The 21,963-nt window shown below is 60.3% G+C and carries 19 protein-coding genes; 7 read left to right on the top strand and 12 right to left on the bottom strand.

From position 1 onward, the window contains the following. Positions 1-16 precede the first annotated feature (16 nt). From CFBP1590_RS13620 to speB, 5 genes are all read right to left on the bottom strand, one after another. A complete protein-coding gene (locus CFBP1590_RS13620) occupies positions 17-811 on the bottom strand; it encodes a transporter substrate-binding domain-containing protein (RefSeq protein WP_029242638.1) in 795 nt (264 codons plus the stop codon). Positions 812-843: 32 nt separating this feature from the next. After that, positions 844-1,881, bottom strand: coding sequence for an isopenicillin N synthase family dioxygenase (locus CFBP1590_RS13615; protein WP_029242639.1), 1,038 nt, complete (start codon positions 1,879-1,881; stop codon positions 844-846). Beyond that, a complete protein-coding gene (locus tag CFBP1590_RS13610; RefSeq protein WP_088235250.1) occupies positions 1,878-2,738 on the bottom strand; it encodes a sugar phosphate isomerase/epimerase family protein in 861 nt (286 codons plus the stop codon). Before CFBP1590_RS13610 ends, CFBP1590_RS13615 begins: the two co-directional genes overlap by 4 nt. 43 nt (positions 2,739-2,781) lie before the next feature. Beyond that, positions 2,782-4,308, bottom strand: a complete 1,527-nt coding sequence (locus CFBP1590_RS13605; protein ID WP_088235249.1) for a purine-cytosine permease family protein — start codon at positions 4,306-4,308, stop codon at positions 2,782-2,784. Between the two features lie 139 nt (positions 4,309-4,447). Next, positions 4,448-5,407: an agmatinase gene (speB, locus tag CFBP1590_RS13600; RefSeq protein WP_004882292.1), complete on the bottom strand. Its 960-nt coding sequence runs from the start codon at positions 5,405-5,407 to the stop codon at positions 4,448-4,450. Between the two features lie 214 nt (positions 5,408-5,621). Between speB and CFBP1590_RS13595 the strand changes: the two genes are divergently transcribed. Further along, complete coding sequence (locus CFBP1590_RS13595) at positions 5,622-6,512, top strand: LysR family transcriptional regulator (RefSeq protein WP_004882291.1); 891 nt, start codon at positions 5,622-5,624, stop codon at positions 6,510-6,512. A gap of 6 nt (positions 6,513-6,518) precedes the next feature. Here the strand turns inward: CFBP1590_RS13595 and CFBP1590_RS13590 are convergent, their stop codons facing one another. Beyond that, entirely contained in the window at positions 6,519-7,814 is a 1,296-nt protein-coding gene (locus CFBP1590_RS13590) for an NTP/NDP exchange transporter (protein WP_088235248.1), read from the bottom strand. A 243-nt stretch (positions 7,815-8,057) separates the two neighbouring features. Between CFBP1590_RS13590 and CFBP1590_RS13585 the strand changes: the two genes are divergently transcribed. The 3 genes from CFBP1590_RS13585 (at position 8,058) to CFBP1590_RS13575 (ending at position 11,841) form a co-directional block, all read left to right on the top strand. Next, a complete protein-coding gene (locus CFBP1590_RS13585) occupies positions 8,058-9,257 on the top strand; it encodes an MFS transporter (RefSeq protein WP_088235247.1) in 1,200 nt (399 codons plus the stop codon). A 281-nt stretch (positions 9,258-9,538) separates the two neighbouring features. Then, positions 9,539-10,885 carry an LLM class flavin-dependent oxidoreductase gene (locus CFBP1590_RS13580; protein ID WP_088235246.1) on the top strand — a complete coding sequence of 449 codons (1,347 nt, stop codon included), beginning with the start codon at positions 9,539-9,541 and terminating at the stop codon, positions 10,883-10,885. Next, on the top strand, positions 10,882-11,841 hold the full coding sequence (locus CFBP1590_RS13575; protein ID WP_088235245.1) for a D-isomer specific 2-hydroxyacid dehydrogenase family protein: 960 nt from the start codon (positions 10,882-10,884) through the stop codon (positions 11,839-11,841). Before CFBP1590_RS13580 ends, CFBP1590_RS13575 begins: the two co-directional genes overlap by 4 nt. Positions 11,842-11,901: 60 nt before the next feature. Here the strand turns inward: CFBP1590_RS13575 and CFBP1590_RS13570 are convergent, their stop codons facing one another. The 6 genes from CFBP1590_RS13570 to CFBP1590_RS13545 form a co-directional block, all read right to left on the bottom strand. Beyond that, positions 11,902-12,336, bottom strand: coding sequence for a RidA family protein (locus tag CFBP1590_RS13570; RefSeq protein ID WP_025996215.1), 435 nt, complete (start codon positions 12,334-12,336; stop codon positions 11,902-11,904). A 45-nt stretch (positions 12,337-12,381) separates the two neighbouring features. Continuing rightward, positions 12,382-13,962, bottom strand: coding sequence for a flavin monoamine oxidase family protein (locus CFBP1590_RS13565; RefSeq protein WP_088235244.1), 1,581 nt, complete (start codon positions 13,960-13,962; stop codon positions 12,382-12,384). A gap of 22 nt (positions 13,963-13,984) precedes the next feature. Beyond that, positions 13,985-14,929 carry an ABC transporter substrate-binding protein gene (locus CFBP1590_RS13560; RefSeq protein ID WP_088235243.1) on the bottom strand — a complete coding sequence of 315 codons (945 nt, stop codon included), beginning with the start codon at positions 14,927-14,929 and terminating at the stop codon, positions 13,985-13,987. A gap of 32 nt (positions 14,930-14,961) precedes the next feature. Further along, on the bottom strand, positions 14,962-15,756 hold the full coding sequence (locus CFBP1590_RS13555; RefSeq protein ID WP_004882275.1) for an amino acid ABC transporter ATP-binding protein: 795 nt from the start codon (positions 15,754-15,756) through the stop codon (positions 14,962-14,964). After that, a complete protein-coding gene (locus CFBP1590_RS13550; protein ID WP_029242655.1) occupies positions 15,749-16,735 on the bottom strand; it encodes an amino acid ABC transporter permease in 987 nt (328 codons plus the stop codon). The genes CFBP1590_RS13555 and CFBP1590_RS13550 overlap by 8 nt, the downstream gene beginning before the upstream one ends. A gap of 62 nt (positions 16,736-16,797) precedes the next feature. Beyond that, positions 16,798-19,245 carry a TonB-dependent receptor plug domain-containing protein gene (locus tag CFBP1590_RS13545; RefSeq protein ID WP_088235242.1) on the bottom strand — a complete coding sequence of 816 codons (2,448 nt, stop codon included), beginning with the start codon at positions 19,243-19,245 and terminating at the stop codon, positions 16,798-16,800. A gap of 721 nt (positions 19,246-19,966) precedes the next feature. Here CFBP1590_RS13545 and CFBP1590_RS28515 point away from each other — a divergent pair. The 3 genes from CFBP1590_RS28515 to CFBP1590_RS28505 are packed head-to-tail and all read left to right on the top strand — an operon-like array spanning position 19,967 to position 21,853. Continuing rightward, entirely contained in the window at positions 19,967-20,488 is a 522-nt protein-coding gene (locus CFBP1590_RS28515) for a cache domain-containing protein (RefSeq protein WP_374729051.1), read from the top strand. Then, the gene (locus CFBP1590_RS28510; protein ID WP_374729050.1) at positions 20,485-20,901 is read left to right on the top strand and encodes a cache domain-containing protein; all 417 of its coding nucleotides are present in this window, start codon (positions 20,485-20,487) and stop codon (positions 20,899-20,901) included. The genes CFBP1590_RS28515 and CFBP1590_RS28510 overlap by 4 nt, the downstream gene beginning before the upstream one ends. Next, positions 20,846-21,853, top strand: a complete 1,008-nt coding sequence (locus CFBP1590_RS28505) for a methyl-accepting chemotaxis protein (protein ID WP_374729064.1) — start codon at positions 20,846-20,848, stop codon at positions 21,851-21,853. The genes CFBP1590_RS28510 and CFBP1590_RS28505 overlap by 56 nt, the downstream gene beginning before the upstream one ends. The last annotated feature ends 110 nt before the right edge of the window (positions 21,854-21,963 follow it).

Below are 21,963 nucleotides of genomic sequence, written 5' to 3'. Positions count from 1 at the left end.
GCACAGCACCATCACTTCACGCAGGCTCAAGGTTGTACTTCTTGAGAATCTCGCCGTACTCACTGCTTTTCTTCCACGCGTCCACCGCACTGCGCATCTGCTCCGCCAGCTCGGTGTTGCCCTTCTTGATGTAAATGCCCAGCGTCTGCGGATACAGCGATTTCTGCGAGCTGATCACAATACGGCCACGGGCCTTGTCGATGATCATCTGGGCAGCAGCGGAGATTTCCAGGTGCGCCTGGATGTTGCCGGACATCAGTGCCTGGGACGCCTCGGCAGTGGTCGGAAATTCGCTGATGGCGATCTCGCCCTTGTTCTGTTTGGCGCAGTGATCGGCGGACACGGCCTTGAGCTGGTTGATCCAGTTGGTGCCCTGTTGCAGGCCGACTTTCATGCCGCACAGGTCTTCAGGTTGCTGCGGCTTGGTCGTGTTGTCGCTGCGGACCATGATCGCGGCACCGACCTGCGCGTAAGGAATCGCTTCGGCCTGTTTGGTGCGCTCGTCAGTGATGTACATGCCCGAAATGATGGTGTCGAAGCGGTTGGCGTTCAGGCCCAGGATCAGGTTCGGAAAGCGCGTGTCGACGAACTCCACTTTCAGGCCGCCCAGCTGTTTGGCCAGCGCAGCGGAGACATCCGGGTCAAAACCGACCACCTTGTCGCCATCGTAGGACTCGAACGGCGGGTAGGAAATCTCCATGCCGACCTTGAGTGTGCCGGGTGTTGCCGTAGGCGCTGCGTGAGCGACGCCGGCGAACAGGGCCAGGCCGAGAATCGAAGCGGCAAAGCGCGAAAGCGTGGTGTTTTGCATAGTAGTCATTCCAGATTGAGGGAAACGGCAGGTCACGAAGTCACGCTCTGGTTTTTCAGGTGCCCGAAGCTTGATGGCTTTCTGGCGCGTTCCGGCAGGGCAATTTGCCCGCTGGCCACGCGCTGGCGAAGGTATTGATAGGTTTGCAAAGCCTGGGCCCACATGTGCTCGCCGATGGCGATTTCCTCGTAGCCCTGCCCGGCTGCTGCGAATTGCGGCAAGGGTTTGATCAGCGTGTGGTAATCGCAGGCATAGAACAGCGGAAAGGAATAACGCTCTTGTTTGACCTTGCGCACTCGGTGCGCGGTGGCCACGAAGGCCCCGCTGGTCATGACCTCAAGCATGTCGCCGATGTTGACCACAAACGCATTCGGCAACGGCGGTGCATCAATCCACTCGCCCTTTTCGTTCATGACCTCGAGCCCCGGCTGATCAGCCATAAGAATGGTGAAGCACTCGTAGTCGGTGTGGGCGCCGATGCCCGGTGCGTCTTCGGCGGTGGCGTCGAACGGGTAATGAATCAGGCGAAGTTTGGATGGCGGGAAACAGGCCATCTCATCGAAGTAATGCTCATCGAGACCCAGCGCCAGAGCAAAGCCGCGAAACAGCTGACGCCCCAGGGCGAAGACAGCCTGGTAATAAGCCTGCACGGCGGTCTGAAATCCGGGCAACGTCGGCCAGTCATTCGGACCCAGCAACGGCGTACCGGCGATCACCAACGGGTTGTTGGCGGGCACTTCAAACCCGACATCGAATGCTTCCTTGTGGTCCGGCCTGCCTGTGCCATACACCTCTTCACCTTCAGGCACGAAGCCCTTGTGGGTCTGCGAGGCACCGATGTAATGACGCATCTTGGCGTCGATCGGCTGGGCGAAATAGTGCTCGGCGGCGCGGTGCAGGTTGTTGATCAGCGCAGGCTCGATCCCGTGCCCGGTGATGTACAGAAAGCCCACCTGACGGGCAGCCTCACCCAGATGCTGAGCGACTGCCTGACGATCCTCCAGACGCTCGCTGAACAGCCCTTGGATATCAACCACAGGAATGTGCGTGAAAGCAGGACGTTCACTCATGACAGCGGCCTCGCGGATGGATTGAAGAAGGTATTGAAGTGCTCGCGCTCGGTACGACCCATCCAGGCGTTGAGGCGCCACAGATCGGCGACTGGTACATCGGTAAACGGCAGGTGATGCAGATAGCCGTCGGGGCCGAACTCCGGGGTCATGGTCGTGCCGCTGTAGCCTCGCGCCTGCTGCGATGTCCAGATGTCGGCCCAGTGCTGCTGATGAAACGCCAGCGCCTCGGCATATTCCGGCGCTGCCGGATGTGGCACCTGCGGACCCTGGTCATAACCGACCCGCGCCTGAATGTGGTGCACACGCTCGACGAAAGCGCGCAAATCGTCAGCCGGATCGTTCAACAGACGTTCGCACGTCACCACCCAGTGGCTGATGTCGCTGGTGAAACGCAGGTCCGGTACCTGCTCGATCAATTGCAGGGTCAGCCAGGGATTGAACAGCGAGCGCGCCCGATGAGTTTCGAAGCTGCACACCAGGCCGCTGCGAGCGGCAATCTCCAGCGCCTCCCCGAAAAAGTCCACTTGCTGCGCCAATGGCCAGCGGTCGTTACCGGCCAGCACGTTGACGAAGCGCGGCTCCAGCTCTGCTGCCAGCTGCAACTTATGGGCGAAGTCGTCCAGATGCTCGGCGGGCGTGGCGGACTGAGATGGCAGCACGGGCGTCGAGGTGAACAGAATGGCGATGTAGGGCACCTGGTTGTAGCGCAGAAAGGCCCCGAATGCAGCGCGCTCTGCGCCTTCTTCAGGGATGCGGGCTTCAAGTCCATCGAAACCTGCGGCTCGCGCTTCATCCAGCGCCTGCTGCCAAGTGCCTCGGTAGCCCCATAGCGTACGAAAGAGTTCCAGTTTCATGAGCATGCCTCATCGTCTGCGCCCGCTTGGGGAGCAGCACCGATCACGAGTGGACGGAAGCCGGTTGTACCTCGTTGCTCATCGCCTTGCGGCCGAGCACCGGGTGCGCGCCTTTTGGGCCGTAGACCCCGGCAGGCTCGGGAAAGGTGCGTAGCAGGGTCAGGTACAACAGCGTCGCCAGGCCGAGTGTGATCGGCAGGCTGATGTCGATACCGCCAGCGAGCTCACCCAATGGCCCCACAAATTGTCCCGGCAGGTTGACGAAGCACAGGCCGGTCGCCGCACTGGGAATCCAGGCACCCAGCCCGCGCCAGTTCCAGCCATGGTGGAACCAGTAATGCCCGCCCCGCTGACCACGGGTGAACACTTGCAGATCGTCGGCGTGATAGAAGCCACGACGAGTGATGAGTCCCAGAATCATGATCACCATCCATGGGCTGGTGCAGGTAATGATCAGCACCGCAAAGGTCGACACGCTTTGCACCAGGTTGAAGGTGAAACGACCGATGAAGATAAAGGCAATGGCCGCAATGCCGATCAGCAATGTGGCTCCGGCACGGCTCAGCAGGCGTGGGAAGATGCTCGACATGTCCAGCCCGGTGCCGTACAGCGCAGTAGTGCCGGTAGACAGCCCACCGATGACTGCAATGAGGCACACCGGCAGAAAGAACCAGGCCGGCGAAATCGCCAGCAAGCCGCCGACATAGTTATTGGCTTCGATGTATTGCGGTGCCTGACTGGCCACCAGGGTCGCCGTGCACAGGCCGAACAGAAAGGGAATCAAGGTGCTGGCCTGAGCTGCCAGCACCGCGAGCATGATTCGTGCTTTTGACGTCTCACGCGGAATGTAGCGCGACCAGTCGCCCAGAAACGCGCCGAACGACACCGGATTGCTCATCGCCAGGAGCGCAGCGCCGACAAATGCCGCCCAGAAACCGGGCTGGTGAAGATCGACGCTGCCTGCGTATCCCGCATCGAACGGGCCGGCGAACGCGAAGATGCCCAGCAGAAACAGCAGGCTCGACGCCCAGACCGCGATCTTATTGACCCACAACATGAAGCGGAAACCAAAGATGCACACCACCAGCACCAGGATGGCGAACAAGCCGTAGGCCAGTCCCAGACTCAGGTCATTTTCCGGCAGACCGATCAAGCGCTGTGCGCCGCCCACCAGCGCGTCACCGGAGCTCCAGACCGACAGGGAAAAGAATGCCACCGCCGTCAGCAGCGACAGAAACGAGCCGATGATGCGTCCATGCACGCCGAAATGCGCGCCGGAAGAGACTGCGTTGTTGGTGCCGTTGAGTGCGCCGAACAGCCCCATGGGTGCGAGGATCAGCGCTCCAACCATCACGCCAAGCACAATCGACCAGAACCCGGCCTGAAACGACAACCCGAACAGCACTGGAAAACTGCCCAGCACTGCCGTGGAAAAGGTGTTGGCACCGCCGAAGATCAGACGAAACAGATCCAGCGGGCGTGCATGACGCTGGCTGTCGGGGATCTGCTCGACGCCCCAGGTTTCGATTCGGGTTTTGTCGGGTTTTTCGGCACGCGTCGAATGGCTCATGTGTCGCTCCAGCACCTGTCACGGTTGTTGTAAGGCCAGCGCAGGCACGCTGACCCTTTATGGCCGCCCGTTAACCCCGGGCGGAGGGTCGATCTGATTATTCTTCTGTCACACGTAATCGGTGTTCATGCCAAGAGGCTCAACGGCGCACCACGCCCGGCAGCACGCACAGCATTTCGTACAGCAGATTGGCGCCCAGCAGTGAGGTGTTGCCGGTGGTGTCATAAGGCGGTGAAACTTCCACCAGATCGCAACCAATCAGGTCCAGCCCTTGGCAACCGCGAATGATCTCCAGTGCCTGAATGGTCGTCAGGCCGCCCACTTCAGGTGTGCCGGTGCCTGGTGCCCATGCGGGATCGATGCCATCGATGTCGAACGACAGATACACCGGCCCGCCACCGACTTTCTCGCGCACTTCAGCCATCAAGGGTGCCAGAGACTGGTGCCAGCATTCCTCGGCCTGCACCACACGGAAGCCCTGTTTGCGGCTCCAGTTGAAGTCCTCGGCGGTATAACCCTGGGCGCGCAGGCCGATCTGTACCACGCGCTCGCTGTCCAGCAGGCCTTCCTCCTGGGCGCGGCGGAAGGTTGTGCCATGGGCGATTTTCTCGCCGAACATGTGATCGTTGACGTCGGCGTGGGCATCGATGTGCACCAGCCCGACCTTGCCGTGTTTCTTGTGAATGGCGCGCAGGATCGGCAGGGTCAGGGTGTGATCGCCACCCAGCGTCAGCGGAATGATGCCGTGGCCGAGAATGCGGTCGTACGCCTCTTCGATGATGCGCACGCTGTCCAGCAGGTTGAAGGTGTTGATCGCCACGTCGCCGATATCGGCCACGTTCAATGAATCGAAAGGTGCGGCGCCGGTGGCCATGTTGTACGGGCGAATCATCACCGATTCGGCGCGAATCCCGCGTGGTCCGAAGCGAGTGCCAGGGCGCAGCGACGTGCCGACGTCCAGCGGAATGCCGACAAAGGCCGCGTCCAGACGGTCCAGTTCTTCAGGGGCTTGCACATGGGGCAGGCGCAGCATGGTGGCGATACCGCCAAAGCGCGGCATCTCATTACCGCCCAGTGGCTGGTGGAAAGTCTTGTCCACGAAGGGCCTCGCGTTGTTCCGATAAATGTGCGGCCATTCTGGTGATGGCGTGGGAGCAGAAGAATCGCTGCCAGCAAATACTCAGTTCAGAGATTTCTAAACTATCGCCGATTGTCGTCGTCGGCGTTTGGCAGGCATGATGTGTGCCGCACAAGGCTGCTGATATGCGCAACAGACACCAGCCGCCGAACCACCGACTGCCCACGGAGCGCCCATGTCCTCTGCCTTGCCCGACCTGAAACTGCTGCGCATCTTCGCCAGTGTGGTACGCCATCAAGGGTTCGCGGCAGCGCAGCAGGAGCTCAATCTTTCCACGTCGGCGATCAGCACTTACATGAGTCAGCTCGAAACCCATGTGGGGCTGGTGCTCTGTCATCGGGGTCGCGGCGGTTTCAATCTGACCAGCAAGGGTGAGCTTTTCCATCAGGAAACCCTGCGACTGCTGGCAGAGCTCGAAGGTTTCGAACGCTACAGCGCGGCGCTCAAGGGCGAACTGCGCGGCACCCTGAATCTCGGTGTACTGGACTCGACAGTCAGTGACCCGGCATTGCCGCTGGCGGATGTCATCGGGGCCTACAGCAAGGAACACCCGGCGGTCCATTTGCACCTCTCGGTGCTCAGCCCTGCGCAACTGCAACTGGGTGTGCTGGAAAACCGTGTGGACCTGGCCATTGGTTCGTTCTCTACGCGCATGAACGGTTTGATGTACCAGGCGCTGTACCGCGAACAGCACTGGTTGTACTGCAGTGACCGGCACGAGTTGTTCGAGCAGCGCCGTATCCCGGCAGAAGTCATCACCCAGCAACGCATGGTCGGGCGTGGTTACTGGAGCCAGGCCGAACTGGCCCGTCACGGCTTCAAGGACAGCGCCGCGACGGTCGAGTCAATGGAAGCGCAGTTGATTCTGGTGCTGTCAGGCGCTTACATCGGCTATTTGCCGGAGCACTATGCGCAGTTCTGGGTGGATCAGAAGCGCCTGAAGGTCTTGCTGCCCACCACATTTGGGCATCAGGCCCCCTTCTCGCTGGCTCTGCGCCGCGGCCGTGTCAAAGAGCCTTTGATTCAGAGTTTCAGAGACCGGTTGAAAACCTGGTTCAAGGGATAGCGTCTTCTACTGCTTATACCGATGCGCCGTGCGTAAATCCTCAGCCGCATCCGCCTTGTGCTTCTGCCGTTTGGCGAGCCACAGGCACAACCCTGCCCAACCTCCGGCGACCGGCAGAATCAGCGTGGCAACGATGCCGAATCCTGCACCCATTGCGGCCAGCCCCACCGACAGCCATCCGCTCATCGCGTCGCCACCTCGATACACCAGCGTTTCGATGACATTCTTGGCTTTGTACTTTTCTTCGCGACTGACCACGGTCCAGAGCACTTCCCGCGCCGGGCGCACTACGGAAAATTCAATGGCGCGGCGCAGACCCTGCGCCAGCGCGACGGTGGTCGGTACAGGTGCCAGCGCCATGGCGGTGAATGCGACAACGGTCGCCAGCGGTAACGTGATCAGCGCGCCGCCGACGCCGATCATGCGGATCAAAGGACCTGTCAGCAAAAGCTGGAACGTCAGGGTCAGCGCCGACACGATCAGATCGACGACCGCAAAGAACTGTGTCCTGCTGGCCACGTCCGAATAGCTGTCCGCGACGATACGGCCTTGCTCGAAGTACAGAAAAGTCGCAGCGGTGGTGTGCAGGAGCATAAACAACACCAGCCCCAGCAGGTAAGGCGAGCGTGAGATCAACGTAATGCCGGCAAGCATGCTGCCGCCCATGCGGCGATCCACGCGCAAAGGATCAACAGACTGCGCCTCGGTGCGAGCCAGAAGCGCGCGATGGCAGCGAACAGCCAGTTCCAGCAGCACGGCAGCGGCCAGGGTCAATGCAATAGGCCCAAGGCGCGACGCCATGGTCGCAGCCAGCAACGGCCCGATGAAGGTGCCCAGTGTGCCGCCAGCGGCGACAAAGCCGAACAGCCGCTGCCCCTGCTCACTGGAAAACCGATCAACCAGCACGCTCCAGAAGATCGACACGATGAACAGGTTGTATACGCTGATCCAGACGAAGAACACGTTGCCGACCTGCACCGGCGCGACCCGGTTCGCGATCAGAACGCCGAAAAGGATCATCGTCAGCGCGATGCATCGATAGATCAACGGCACGAAGCGTCGTGTCGGCAGTCTGGACACCAGCGCGCCAAACAGCGGGACCATCAGCAGCATCACCAGAAAGGTCGCGGTGAAGAGCCACTGGAGTTTGTCGGCACCGCCTTCCAGGCCAAGCGCATCGCGCAAGGGGCGTACCAGGTAATAGCTTGCCAGCACGCAGAAATGGAAGGCGAAACCGAGCAATAAAGCAGCTCGCTCGCCCGGTCGCACATTGGTCCACTTCAGCGCTGCTGCGCGAATCATGAGCGAGAGCCATGGGGCGATGTGGTCGGCATGGGATGTGGCTCCGCAGTCCGGTTAAATGCAAAGGCAATGTTTTAAAGACATGAGGCATTTTCCACCGTTCAGTGCCCACTGACGAAACCGTGTTATTTGAAATATGGCTTCACTATGACGTCGAGTGAATAACGATATGCCTGACGTCGATTTGACCAGCCGGTCAACATTCCCTACCGTGACCGACCTTTTTCCCGGCCCGAGACACTGATGACTACCCGCTCCAAACTGCCTTCAACCGTCTACCTGCTGGGTCTGACGATCTTTTCCCTGGTGACAGCCGAATTCATGGTTGCCGGAATGATGCCTGCGCTGGCCGAAGCGTTTTCCGTCAGTCTGGCGCAGGTCGGCAATCTGATTGCCTATTACGCGCTGGGCATGGCGCTGGGCGGTCCGCCGGTCACGGTGTTGCTGCTCTCCCGAGGCATCAGCAACAAGCGGGCATTGGTCTGGCTGCTGACGTGTTACGTGATCGCGGGCGCTGTTGCGGCAGCGGCACCCAGCTACGCTGTCCTTGCGGTGGCACGTATCGTCATGGGTATCTCGAGTGCCGTGTGCATCGGCTTGTGCATGACGATATGCGCAGGTCTGGTGGCGCCTGAAGGTCGCGGGCGCGCGGTTTCGGTGGTGCTGGCGGGGTTGATGTTGTCTCCGGTGATAGGTGTGCCCATGACCACCTGGGTCGAACAGCATGTCGGCTGGCGTGCCAGTTCCTGGGCCGTGGTCGCGTTGGCGATGCTGTGTACGGTCCTGGCGACACGTCGCCTGCCAGCCATTCAGAAAGGCGGCGAGCCGCCCCTCAGTCAGCAATGGGCGGGCTTGAAAAATCGCACGTTGTGGGGCGCTTACATCACCAGCGGCCTGATCATCGGCGGCACCTTCGCTGCGTTCAGTTATTGCACGCCGATCCTGATTCATGAGGTCGGCATTGCGCCGACGCTGGTTGCTCCTGTTCTCGCCATCTATGGCGTTGCCAATCTGATGGGCAACATGATCGTCGGTCGTTTCGCAGACCGCCACACCTTCCCTGCCCTCGCCTGGGGCCTTGCGCTGATGGTGCTGGCATTGGGTGGCTTTGCCCTGGCGGGCGATCATCTGTGGCTGAATCTGGGCTGCTTCTTCGCGCTAGGCCTCACAGGTGTCGCCTTGAACCCGGCGATGGTTGCGCGGGTGATGAAGGCGGCCGAACCTGCGGCCATGGTCAACATCCTGCATACTTCGGTGATCACTGCGGGCCTGGCGTTTGGCAGTTGGGCGGGTGGTGCCGTGATCGATGCCGGGTATGGTTTGCGTTCGCCGCTATGGGTTGGTGCCGCAATGGCGCTGGTGGGCTTGCTGAGTCTGCTGCCTGCGATGAAGTCGATTAAACGTGAACAAACGGCGCCAGAATCTGCTGAATGCGTTTCGTAAAATGCATTACTTAAATAATGTGATCATTAAGATATAACCAGAAAGACTTTTACAGCGCATTTCTACACGGTTAGGTTTACTTCAGACCGACCCCTTCCTCCAGGCGGAGGCACACGATCAACGATACCCGCCGCCTGGAGCCTGCCTTTAATGCCCCCCTCTGTCTCTTACCCGCAAGGCTGCTGTCCCCGCCTGAACCCTGGGCGGTGGCTCGTCGACCCTTGGGCGGTCGCTTCCGGCTGCCGTTCTGAAAATGATGCGACCCCTACAGGAGTACACCCATGAGCAAGCAACGCCAACTGAAACTCGGTGCAATGGTTCATGGCGTCGGCCACGGCTGGGGCGAATGGCGCCATCCGCAGGCCCTGGCCAATGCCAGCGTCAATTTCGACTTCTATAAGCAGCAGGCGCAATTGGCGGAAACCGCGAAATTCGATTTCGTGTTTATCGCCGACAGCCTGCACATTCATGAAAAATCCAGCCCGCATTACCTCAATCGTTTCGAACCGCTGACCATTCTTTCTGCGCTGGCGGCCACCACGCATCACATCGGTCTGGTGGCGACCGTCACGGTCAGTTACACCGAACCCTTCCAGGTCGCCCGCCAGTTCGCCTCGCTGGATCACATCAGCGGCGGCCGGGCTGGCTGGAACGTGGTGACGTCCTGGCTAAGTGGCACGGCCGACAACTTCGGCAAGGCCGAGCATCCGCCGCATGCGGTGCGTTATCGCATTGCCAAGGAGCACGTTGCAGTGGTCAAGGGCTTGTGGGACTCCTGGGAAGACGATGCTTTCGCCTACAACAAGCAGAGCGGCGAGTTTTTCACCCCCGGCAAGCTGCATGCGCTGGACCACAAAGGTGAGTTCTTTGCGGTCAAAGGTCCGCTCAACATCGCTCGCTCGAAGCAGGGCCAGCCGGTGATTTTTCAGGCGGGCACTTCCGAGGATGGGCGTAATTTCGCCGCGCAGAATTCCGATGCGATATTCGTCCACGCCGAATCGTTCGAAGAAGCCCGCGCCTACTATCAGGATTTGAAGCAGCGTGCCACCGGGTTCGGCCGCAATGCCGATACGTTGTCGATTCTTCCGGGTATCCGTCCAATTGTGGGTCGTGATGAAGCCGAGGTGGAAAGCCGTTATCGGCAGGCTGTGAAGCTGGTGACCATCGAAGACGCGATCGTCGCGCTCGGCCGACCGTTCAACGATCATGATTTCAGCCAGTACCCGCTCGACGCACCGTTTCCCGAACTGGGCGATCTGGGTTCCAACAGCCAGAAAGGCGGGTCGGACCGCATCAAGCAATTGGCCCGTGACGAAGGCCTCACCCTGCGCGAAGTCGCCCTACGTTTTTCCAGACCGCGACGCGACTTCGTCGGAACACCTGAACAGGTCGCAGACGCCATACAAAACTGGTTCGAACAAAGCGCTGCCGACGGTTTCATCATCAACTCGCTGCTGCCCGACGGCCTGGCGTACTTCACCGAGCTGGTCGTGCCGGTGCTGCAACAGCGCGGGCTGTTTCGTGATGAGTACAGCGGCGATACGCTGCGCGATCATCTTGCTCTGGACGTGCCGCCCAATCGTTATGCCGGCGTCGCACAGGAAGAACACAGCGAGGCACTGGCATGAGTCAGCTCGTTATCGCCAGTCAGTTGGATGAACATTTCAATGAGGTCATCCGCCAACGCCTGGAAGCTGTCTTGCCGGACGCTCGGATCATCAGTGTGCCCACCGGGGTGCCCAGTGATCTACCGCCAGAAGTCAGCGTACTGCTGGCGCGACCGATCAACGTGCGGGGTTATCAGGCACCTGATACCGCGCCTCCCGGCTGGCCCTATGGCTTGAAGTGGATTCAGGTGGTGTCGTCGGGCATCGACTTCTACCCTTCATGGTTTTTCGACGGCCCGCCAGTGAGTACCTCACGCGGCAGCGCGGCAGATAATATCGCCGAATTTGCCCTTGCGGCGATCTTCGCAGCGGCCAAGCATCTGCCGGACATCTGGGTAAAGGATTCGCAGTGGAATTTCACCGCACTGACGCCCCTCAAGGGCAGCATCCTGGGGATCCTGGGGTTTGGCGCGATTGGCCGCAGCCTGGCGACCAAGGCCCATGCGCTGGGCATCAAGGTGATTGCGCTGCGTGAAAGCCAGACGCCGTTCGAGGTGGCGGGTGTAGAAGCGGCACGGGACGTTCATGATTTGTTCGCCCGCTCCGACCATCTGGTACTGGCAGCGCCGCTGACCGCTTCGACCCGGCACCTCGTCGACCGCGCCGTGCTGGAGAGTGCCAAACCGGATCTGCACCTGATCAACATCGCCCGGGGCGGTCTGCTGGACCATGAGGCGTTGCTGGAAGCGCTGGACACGGGTCGCGTCGGCCTAGCGTCGCTGGATGTCACCGAACCCGAACCCTTGCCGGACGGCCACCCGCTTTACGCTCACCCCAGGGTTCGGCTTTCACCTCATACCTCGGCGATTTCCAGCAACAGTCACCATGAGATTGCCAACAGTTTCCTGGCCAATCTGGAGCGCTACCTGAAGGGCTCGGCATTGGAAAATCAGGCGAACGTGAAACGCGGGTACTGACCCGAAACGTAAAAGGGCTTCGACGCCTTCACGTCGAAGCCCTGTGTTCGTAAAGACTTTCTAGGCGGTCCTCGCCGCTATCGCTTCGACTTCCACCAACGCCCCCGGCAACGGCAGAGCCACAACCTGCAAGGCAGTACGCGCGGGTTTGTTCGGCTGCTCAGGCGTTCCGAAAAATTGCGTGTAGCCGGCCTGCAGGCCCGCGAAGTCGAGCCTGCCGCCGGTTTCTTCGGCGCCCACCAGAAAAATCCGCAGTTGCACGATGTCGCCCAGGTCCAGGTCCTGCTGCCTGAGGATGGCGCGCAGCTTGTTGAATACCGAAACCGCCTGCACTTCGGTATTGCCGTAGGCCGCAGGTGTTCCGGGCTGAGCATGAGGGTTGGCAAGGTCGGGCAAGGTGCCGCTGACGAACACCAGACTGGCGGAGGCTGGAACGGTCACGGTTTGCGAGATGGGGAAATCGCCGACGCTGGTGCGTTGAATGCTGTCGCTCATGGATGTTGCTCCTTGGAGGATGGATTTTCGGGAATGGGTACAGCGTCACACCGCAATCGCTGCGGTGTGACGCTGCTGAACTACCTGTTCAGCCAGTTGCGCAACCACATGACGTGCCGAATTGGCGGCTGATTCCTGCCAGATGCCGACGCCGCTCTGCACCAGACCATCGCCGGCGAAATACACCCGGCCGTGGCCCGCTTCAAGCAACGCGCTGGCGTCGGCCGGGAAATGCTCGCGTTGCAGCCATGGGCCTTCGCTGAACGGGATCTGCTCCCAGGACACTGCCAGCGGATGGCGCAGGTGCCTTGAATAACCTGGATGCAAAAGCTCAACGGCCTCGCGTGAGGTGGCGTGCTGCACCTCCAGAGGCAGCTTGCCGAAGGCTGCGGCGCCCTCGCCTGTCACGTAACCGGCAACCAGCAGGCCTTCGGCGGTATTCAGGTCGTTGCTCGGGTACCAGAGCAGGCGCGCCGGGTGTTCTACCCAGGACAGTCCGCCGTAGGTGCGGTAATCGGTTTCCCAGAACCGTGGCGATTGCCAAGCCACTTTGGTCGCCTGATCGTTGCGCGTACTCAGCAGCGCTGTCTTGATAGGGTCGCTGAAGTCGGTGTCCAGCTCGGCCAGCAACGGCAATGGCAGCGTGGAGACCAGATAGTCGGCATGAGACACCTGTTCGCGGCCACTGCGTTGATCGTGCCAGGTAACGGTCACACCCTCCGGGTGCTGACGAATGCTGTTTACCCTGGCGCCGAGCTGCACCTGCCCGGTCACGCGGTGGTAGAAGGCATCGGTAATGCGGTCCATGCCGCCGACCGGTTGGAACATCGTGGCCGAAAACTCGGGAAATTCGGTGTGCAGCAACGCGCCCCAGAGCTCGGGATGCAGCAGCCGCTCCAGCGTCAGTGGAACGACGCTGCCCGGCAGCGCCCCCGGATGGCTGGCCGATTCAAGATGCCCGGCACGGAGGCTGCCTTCGTACGTCAACTCCTGGGACAAATCGCCATACACCTGCAGAAAAGCCAGCAGGCGGCTTCGTTCTTCGGCGCTCAGCAGATCGTCAAGCGCATCTCGCTGCACAGCTTTAGCCAACAACCCCGAGACGTGGCCACGGGCGTCGTTGATCGCCTGCCCGGCAGAGAACGCCGGTCGATTCAGGTCCGGACGCACTTGCGCGCCGTGGCAGCTGTTGACCAGCACCTCCAGCGGCACGCCCAGTTCGCTGCAGTAATCGAGCAGGGTTCGATGCTGACTCGGAATTCGGCCAGGTCCTGCGTTGAAATATATGCCTTGATCGAATGCCACCGTCTGCGAGCGACCGTCCTTGTAGTCCACACGGTCGCCATTGCGCAGCGTCCACGTTCGGCCACCCACCCGGTCGCGGGCTTCGAGCACCTGCACGTCGAACCCGGCCCGTTTCAGCTCCAGCGCTGTCACCAGCCCGGCAATCCCGGCGCCAAGCACAAGTACGCGGGTGCCCTGCCCCAGTTCCTTTTGCAGTTTCAAGGGCTGGGGTCTCCGGTGGGACGATGGCCCCAGCCCCAATACGGCGAGCGCATCCTTGACCGCCTTGTCGCCGCCCACGGCAGCGAGGCTTGAAAGCGCTTCACGTCGAGTCAATCCCATCTTTATTGCTCCCTGATAGATGTCAGTCCGGAAGACCGGGCGGGTTGATCAGCGATGTGTCGATGCGCTCCACATCCAGGCCCCAGCGCTTGAGGACCTGATCGTATTGGCCTCCGGCAATCGCGCCCTCCAATGCTGTATTGATCGGTCGAACCAGCCCGTTGTCCTTGCGGGTGGTCACGGCGATGTCGGCTTTCAGCGGCCAGCCGCCATTGACCACGCCGACGCGCTTGATGCCGCCGGTGATCGCCGCTGAGTAGGCATAGATCGAGTTGGGACCGAACAGCGCATCGCTGCGTCGGGACTGTACGGCCAATTGCGCGGCGGCCTTATCGTCGAAGTACTGCAGGATCGCGGGCGCAATGCCGGCCTTTTCGTTGGCTTCGTTCCAGGCCAGCAGGACCTTTTCCTGATTGGTGCCCGAACCGACGATGATCTTCAGGCCGGCTATGTCTTTGGCCTCCTTGATCTCGGTGATCGGGCTGGTGCTTTTGACGTAAAAGCCCAGCACGTCCTGACGATACGTCGCGAAGTCAAAGCGCTTCTTGCGCGCTTCGGTCACGGTGACGTTGCTGATGACCGCATCGTATTTGCCTGAGCTGACACCCAGCGGCCAGTCCTCCCAACTGGTCTGCACCACATTCAACTGCAGGCCCAGGCTGTCGGCCACCAGTTGCGCGGTGTCGGCTTCACTGCCGATGGTGGTCTTGTCATCATTGGCCAGCAGTGCCAACGGCGGCCCCGCAGTGCCCGAGACGGCCACTGTGAACTTGCCGGGCTGGGCGAACTTGAAACCTTGCGGGATCTGCGCAATGGCCGCTTCGTTGCGCGGTGCGTGGATGCGCGGCTGGTCAGGGCTCAGGTCGAACTTCGGTGCGCCGGAAGCATCCTCCTGCGCTGCAAATGCGGGCAAACCCGCGCTGACGGCGAGTGCCAGCACGGCCACTCGGACGGTATTCACTAACATGGGCTATCACTCCTTCGATAAGGCAAACGGGTTCACAGCACCTTGCCCAGAAAGGCAGCGGTACGTGGATGGCGGGGACGCAGAAAAACCTGTTCCGGGGGGCCCTGTTCGATCAACTGACCGTCGCAGAGAAACACCACGTGATCGGCCACTTCTCTGGCGAAACCGATTTCGTGGGTCACGATCACCAGCGTGACGCCCAGGCGGGTCAGGCCCTTGATCACGTCCAGCACCTCGCCGACCAGCTCGGGATCAAGCGCCGAGGTGGGTTCATCGAACAGCAGCACCTTGGGGTCGAGGGCCAGCGCACGGGCAATCGCAACCCGTTGCTGCTGCCCTCCGGAAAGCTGGCGTGGATAGGCATCGAGCTTGTCGGCCAGCCCGACTTTTTTCAGCAACGCCAACGCGTTGGTTTTGGCCTCGGCCTTGTTCCAGCGCTGATGGGCCAGCGGTGCCTCGGCGATGTTTTCCCAGACCGTGAGGTGCGCAAACAGGTTGAAGTTCTGAAACACGAAACCGACGTCAATGCGGCGCTTGAGAATCTCACGCTCCTTGAGTTCGTACAGCAGATCGCCCTTGCGCCGGTAGCCAACGTACTCACCGTCGATGGTGATATGGCCGCTGTCGACTTTCTCCAGATGGTTGATGGTGCGCAGCAGCGTTGACTTCCCGGAGCCTGACGGTCCGAGAATCACCGTGACCTGGCCAGGTTCGATGCTCAGGTCGATGTCCTTGAGCACCTGCTGACTGCCAAAGCGCTTGCCGACGCCTTGAATCTCGATGCGTCCGGCCCGCAGGTTCGGAGTGACGCTCACGGCTTCAGTCATGGGCGCTCTCCTTGAGCCAGCGACGCACTCGTTGCAGCGGCGTGGGCGGTAAAACGCGAGCCGTGCCCCGGGCGAAATAGCGCTCGACGTAATACTGCGCGCTGGTGAGGACAGTGGTAATGATCAGGTACCAGACTGTTGCGACGATCAGCAGCGGAATCACCGCCTGGGTGCGGTTGTAGATCACCTGCACGGTGTAGAACAGTTCCGGCAGCGCCAGGACGTAGACAATGGAGGTACCTTTGACCAGCCCAATGATTTCGTTGAAACCGGACGGCAGAATCGAGCGCAGCGCCTGAGGCAGGATGATGCGCAGGACCCGGCGGGACGCGGGCAGCCCCAATGCCGCTGCCGCTTCATGCTGGCCGGCATCGACGCCGATCAGGCCGCCGCGAATGATTTCAGCCGTGTAAGCCGCCTGCATCAGGCTCAGCCCCAGCACCGCAACAGTGAACTGGCTGAGCACGTCGACCGTCGACCATTGGGCGATCACCAGATCAGTGAACGGCACGCCGATCACGATGTGGTCGTACAGGTAGGCGAAGTTGTAGAGGATGATCAACACCAGCAGCGCAGGCATGGAGCGAAAGAACCAGATGTAGCCCCACGCTAGCGCTGCCAGCAACGGAGAGCCAGAGAGGCGCGCCAGCGCCAGCCCCGTCCCGAGCAGAATGCTGAAAACCGTACTTAAGAGGGTCAATAAAAGCGTCTGTGCCAGGCCGCGCAATACCGACGGCGAGAAGAACCACTGACCGAAAACGCCCCACTCCCAGCGTGGGTTGCTCGCCAGCGAATGACCGATGGCCAGCAGCACCATGGCCGCAAATATCGACCCGGCCCATCGCCAGGGATGACGGGACGGGACCACCCTCAGGGCCTTTATGGTTTCAGGTCTGGCTGCCGGTCTGGCCTGGCGCTTTGGTATCGGGTAATGACCCGCGTCATCGATGAGGTCAAAGGGTTTGGCGACTATAGGCATGGACGGTTCCTCGCACGCATGTACATATCAGGCTGTTGTTTGGGGTGTGGGTCTGGGGCGATTCAGAACGCATAGCTCAGGCGGGTGTAGTAGTAACCACCCGTGAAGCCGAAGGGCGAATAGGTGCCGTAACTGCTGACCATGGTGCTGCTGGGCACACCCTGCTTTTTGGGATAGATGTCGAACAGGTTCTTGGCACCGATGGCCACGTTCAGGGTTTTGGTGAGGTCGTAGCCCAGGTCCAGGTCGGTGATCCATTTGGCGGCATAGACACGGTCCAGCGAGCGGTCGCTGGAGGCGTTGACCTCCTTGTAGGCGCCATAGCGTGTCAGGGCCAGATTCAGGTTGAAGCGTTCGATGCGCCAGTCGCCGCCCAGAATCAACTTGGTCTTGGGCTGAACGCCCGTAATCAGGTTGCGCGCCTCACGGTCCATCAACTCGTAGGAGGTGCCCAGGATCGACGTGGACTCCTTGTAGTTGAGAATCTGCGTCTGATTCCAGTTGAAGGCAGCCGTCCACTTCAAAGAGCCGTACCGGCCGAGGTCCTGACGGTAGTTGCCGACCAGATCCACGCCTTTGGTGCGGGTGTCGGCGCCGTTGATGAAATACTGGCCGCCGGAGGTTGAGTTGATGCCGTTGTTGAGCAGCACCTGGGTCACTTCATCACCCAGCAAGGTTCCGGTCAGGGTGATGCGATCACGCAGGTTGATCACGTAGGCATCGGCCGTCAGGCTCAGGCGCTCTGTCGGCGCCAGGGTGAAACCCAGGCTGAAGTTGGTGGACCGCTCGGGCTTGAGGTACTGTGCGCCGAGCGCTTTTGCTGCGCCCGATCCGACGGGCAGAACGCCGTAGTTGATCGACTGGTAAGTGCCGTCGACGATGCCGTAAGTGGTCGAGCGAGCGCTGAACAGGCTGTTGGCCAGCGACGGCGCACGAAATCCGTTGCTTACCGTGGCGCGCACGGCAAATTGCGGGGTGAAATCATAGCGGGTGGTGAGCTTGCCGCTGCGTGTACCACCGACGCCCTGGTTGTAATGCTCGTACCGCAGCGCCGTGCCCAGATACCACTCAGGCAACGGATTGAATCCCGCGTCGACATAACCGGCGACGCTATTGCGCGAGGTGCTGCTGGCTTCGTCAGGGGAAATGCCATTGGTGACCTGCGCCCCCGACGACGCGCAATTGCCTGGCGCAACGCAATAACCGCCGTCGGCGTAGGAAGCCCAGTCGCCCTCTTGCACCTCATAAGTCTCGCGCCGATGCTCGAAGCCGTAGGACAGGTCCAGCGGTTTCTGCAGGCCGATGTCGAAACCGCGCTTGAAATCCAGATTGGTGGTCAGCTCGCTGGCAATCCAGGTGCCTGAGGTGAAGCTGTTGGGCGTCGCCTCGCCCAATGAGGGATTCTGGTTGTGCCAAGTGCCCTGCTCCGCCTCGTTACGGCCATAGGTGCTGGACAGGTCCCAGTCCCACTCACCCAGGGTTCCCTTGCCGCCAAATGCCGCCTGAAAATCGTCCTCTTCGATGTACCAGGTCGGCGCATAGCCGGCGGGATAACCGTTCGGGCCGGTCGTAATGGTATTGGTGATGGTCGGCAGACGAAAATTCTGACCCTGTTCGCCCTTGCGGTGCGAATAGGTGGTGAAGGAATACAGGCTCAGGCTGTCATCGACTGGCAGTTCGGCGTTGTAGCCCAGGGTCAGCAGGTTGGTCTTGGGTGTGCCATAGCCGCCGTAGGTGCTCTTGCCCGCCTGGCCAAGTGCCTGCTGTTCGGTGTAACCGTTGGAGGACGCCTTGTTGTCATCGTTCTGGCTGCGGGCGTCCAGTGCCAGTTGCACGATGCCACCCTCGCCGATCTCGAAGCCCTTGTTCAGGCTCTGCTGAACGGTCTGTTTTTTGCCGTCATAGCCGATACCGGCGTTGGTTACCGACGTTCCGCTGGTGTCGGCCTTTAAAATCACATTGATCACCCCGGCGATAGCGTCCGAGCCGTATTGGGCCGCAGCGCCATCGCGCAGCACTTCGACATGGTCGATGGCGCTGATAGGAATGAAGTCCAGATCGGCAGGCGCAGCGCCGGTGTTGATCCCGTTGATGTTCAGGGTCGCGCTGGTATGGCGGCGTTTGCCATTGACCAATACCAGCACTTCGGCGGCACTCAACCCGCGCAGGTTCGGCGCGCGGGCAATGCCACTGGCGTCCCAGCCGGTTTTTTCCGGCAGGGTCAGCGACGGAATCACCGCGCTCAAGGCTTCCATCAATCCGGGCTTGCCGGTGCTCTGCAATTGCCGGGCACTGACCACATCTATGGGCACTGCGCTGCTGGTCACCGTGCGTTGCCCGGCGCCGCGATTGCCGGTCACGACGACCGCCGACAGCGTGCTGTTTTCGCTGGCGGGCGCACCTTGGGCCTGACTACCGTCTGACAGCAGTGCGCCGCCGATGGCGACGGCCAAGGGGCTGAACCCTATGAGCGAGACCCGGCTTCGGGCGTGTTGTATGACTCGTTTCATGTCCACTCCAGAATGGCCGTCATCATCGGCCATGCTTCCAGCTCGCGCGGTCAGGTACTTGCGCCGTCACCTGAACAGCGCTCTCTATAAAGTTGCTTGGTGGAGGACGTCCTTTGCCGCGTACACGCGCAACGCGCACGACAGCCTGAGGTGCTCAGCCGTCGAAGCTATGCAGGAGGCGGAGCGCCGGAAAACAGCAAGATGGGTGCAGGACGCACAGGACTGGTAGCGCTGAACATGAACAGCGAATGACGAGGGTGGAAAAGCAACATACGTCGAACTCCCTTCCAACGACTCTGCTACAGGGATCAGCGGTGATCACCCTGTCATGCCGCGCAGTTTTTGGCGGTTGGCCGTGGCTGCGTTCTGCGGCATGGTGCGCAGATTCTTGATCGCGATTGGTACCATCCGGGGTAAGGGGTAGGCCGTAGAACTGCAACATAACGGAATGAATACTGAAAATATAATTCTATTTATGCATAAGCTAATATTATTAATATTTATCATATATGCATATTAATATTATATTTTCTGCATTTGTCTTGGGTATCGGAAGGCGGTTACAACGGCCGATCGCGAGTAACAGATGTGCGTCATATGTCGGTTCCGGGACAGCTATATGACGAGCGGCATTTATTAATCAGGGTAGCCGCCGATAAGCGCCGAAGTGACCCGGCAACATAAAACCACCGCGCTAGACACTTCAAAGGCTCGTATTCGCATGACCAGAACCCTGAAATTCAGCCACAAGATTCTGTTGGCTGCCTCCCTCATCGTCATCGCGGCGTTCACATCGTTCACGTTTTACAACGACTACCTGCAACGCAATGCTCTGCGCGCGCAATTGAAAGAAAACCTGAACCAGACAGGTGACAGCACGGCGGGCAACATCCGCAACTGGCTTTCAGGGCGGATCCTGCTGGTGGAAAATCTCGCGGAGAATGCAGCCGTTCCTCAATCGAGCGAGGCGCAGAATATTGCCCTTGGCCAGCCGACTCTGCTTTCTACATTCATGAGCATTTACGTGGGCAAGAAAGACGGTTCTTTCAGCACCCAGCCTCCTGACGATATGCCGGGTGACTATGATCCCAGAACCCGGCCCTGGTACACCGGCGCCATCGCAGCGGGCAAGACGACGCTCACCGAACCCTATCTCGATGCGGTCACCAAGGGCCTGATCGTCACCATTGCAAACCTGTCAAATCCGCGTCGGGAGTGTCAGGCGTCGTCGGTGGAGATTTGAGCCTGGAAACTCTGGTAAAAATGATCAGTTCGCTGCGCCTGCACAACGATGGCTACGCATTTCTGGTCGATGCCAATGGTCGCATTCTGGTCCACCCTGACGCTTCACTGGCCATGAAAACGCTGGCTGAAGTCTATCCGGTCAGCACACCCGGACTGTCGCAGGAACTCAGTGAAAGCGAATTCGCCGGCAAGAACCAGATTCTGACGTTTGCTCACGTGAACGGGCTGCCCTCGGTCGACTGGTATGTCGGCGTGGCGATGCAAAAGCAAAGCGTATGCTGCGCTGAGCGAGTTCCGAAACTCGGCAATCGTGGCCACGGTCATCGCTGTGGTGCTGATCATCGGTCTTCTCGGGATGCTGCTGAGTGTGCTGATGCGCCCGCTGAACCTGATGGGCCGTGCCATGCATGACATCGCCGCAGGCGAAGGCGACTTGACCAAGCGTCTGGTCATTCAGAGCCAGGACGAGTTCGGCTACCTGGGCAATGGTTTCAATCTGTTTGTGGAGCGTATTCACGACTCCATGCGTGAGGTCGCGTCTTCCACAACCCAGCTCAACGAAGTCGCACTGAGGGTCGTGAGCGCATCGAACTCCTCCATGCTCAACTCCGATCAGCAAGCCAATCGCACCAGCAGCGTGGCGGCGGCCATTAACGAACTGGGCGCGGCCGCCCAGGAAATCGCACAGAATGCCGCACGGGCCTCGGGCCATTCGAGCGATGCCCGTACCCTCGCCTCCAATGGACAGGAAGTGGTGGGCAAGAACATCGCTGCAATGAACCGCCTGTCGTCGCGGATCAGTGGTGCCAGTGACGAGATAGAAGCACTCAACACGAAAACGGCCAACATCGGTCAGATTCTGGAAGTGATCACCGGCATCTCTCAACAGACCAATCTGCTGGCCCTGAACGCCGCAATTGAAGCCGCGCGCGCCGGCGAGGCAGGACGAGGCTTTGCCGTGGTCGCAGATGAAGTGCGCAGCCTGGCCCATCGCACCCAGGAGTCTGCCAGTCAGGTGCAGGAAATGATCGAGCAATTGCAGTCCGGCGCTCGGGAAGCGGTTGCAATCATGACCGACAGCCAGCGTGAAAGCATCGAGACGGTCGGCATCGCCAATCAGGCCGTTGCCAGTCTTGAGAGCGTCAGTGTGCGCATCGGTGAAATCGACGGCATGAACCAATCGGTGGCCACAGCGACCGAAGAACAGACCTCAGTGGTGGAAGCCATCAACGTTGACATCACCCAGATCAATACCCTGAACCAGGAAGGCGTGGAAAACCTCAACGCAACGCTGCGCGCCTGTACTGATCTGGAACGACAGTCGGCCCGTCGGACACAACTTGTGGGAAGCTTCCGCATCTGACATCGAACCGCGCCTTTCGCAATGCGCCGCTGACTTGGCCGGAACTCTCTCGGCAATCGCTGTTCTAGAACCCTTCGCCGATGCGCGCATGCCATCGGCGTTTTTGGTTT

The organism is Pseudomonas viridiflava (assembly GCF_900184295.1).
Classification (GTDB): Bacteria; Pseudomonadota; Gammaproteobacteria; order Pseudomonadales; family Pseudomonadaceae; genus Aquipseudomonas; species Aquipseudomonas viridiflava.
This window is presented reverse-complemented; position numbering and strand designations above follow the sequence as displayed.

Bases quoted from the DNA above. Each gene is read 5' to 3' on its own strand.
- CFBP1590_RS13620 (WP_029242638.1), bottom strand. From the start codon at position 811: ATGCAAAACACCACGCTTTCGCGCTTTGCCGCTTCGATTCTCGGCCTG.
- CFBP1590_RS13615 (WP_029242639.1), bottom strand. From the start codon at position 1,881: ATGAGTGAACGTCCTGCTTTCACGCACATTCCTGTGGTTGATATCCAA.
- CFBP1590_RS13610 (WP_088235250.1), bottom strand. From the start codon at position 2,738: ATGAAACTGGAACTCTTTCGTACGCTATGGGGCTACCGAGGCACTTGG.
- CFBP1590_RS13605 (WP_088235249.1), bottom strand. From the start codon at position 4,308: ATGAGCCATTCGACGCGTGCCGAAAAACCCGACAAAACCCGAATCGAA.
- CFBP1590_RS13595 (WP_004882291.1), top strand. From the start codon at position 5,622: ATGTCCTCTGCCTTGCCCGACCTGAAACTGCTGCGCATCTTCGCCAGT.
- CFBP1590_RS13590 (WP_088235248.1), bottom strand. From the start codon at position 7,814: ATGATTCGCGCAGCAGCGCTGAAGTGGACCAATGTGCGACCGGGCGAG.
- CFBP1590_RS13585 (WP_088235247.1), top strand. From the start codon at position 8,058: ATGACTACCCGCTCCAAACTGCCTTCAACCGTCTACCTGCTGGGTCTG.
- CFBP1590_RS13580 (WP_088235246.1), top strand. From the start codon at position 9,539: ATGAGCAAGCAACGCCAACTGAAACTCGGTGCAATGGTTCATGGCGTC.
- CFBP1590_RS13575 (WP_088235245.1), top strand. From the start codon at position 10,882: ATGAGTCAGCTCGTTATCGCCAGTCAGTTGGATGAACATTTCAATGAG.
- CFBP1590_RS13570 (WP_025996215.1), bottom strand. From the start codon at position 12,336: ATGAGCGACAGCATTCAACGCACCAGCGTCGGCGATTTCCCCATCTCG.
- CFBP1590_RS13565 (WP_088235244.1), bottom strand. From the start codon at position 13,962: ATGGGATTGACTCGACGTGAAGCGCTTTCAAGCCTCGCTGCCGTGGGC.
- CFBP1590_RS13560 (WP_088235243.1), bottom strand. From the start codon at position 14,929: ATGTTAGTGAATACCGTCCGAGTGGCCGTGCTGGCACTCGCCGTCAGC.
- CFBP1590_RS13555 (WP_004882275.1), bottom strand. From the start codon at position 15,756: ATGACTGAAGCCGTGAGCGTCACTCCGAACCTGCGGGCCGGACGCATC.
- CFBP1590_RS13550 (WP_029242655.1), bottom strand. From the start codon at position 16,735: ATGCCTATAGTCGCCAAACCCTTTGACCTCATCGATGACGCGGGTCAT.
- CFBP1590_RS13545 (WP_088235242.1), bottom strand. From the start codon at position 19,245: ATGAAACGAGTCATACAACACGCCCGAAGCCGGGTCTCGCTCATAGGG.
- CFBP1590_RS28515 (WP_374729051.1), top strand. From the start codon at position 19,967: ATGACCAGAACCCTGAAATTCAGCCACAAGATTCTGTTGGCTGCCTCC.
- CFBP1590_RS28505 (WP_374729064.1), top strand. From the start codon at position 20,846: ATGCTGCTGAGTGTGCTGATGCGCCCGCTGAACCTGATGGGCCGTGCC.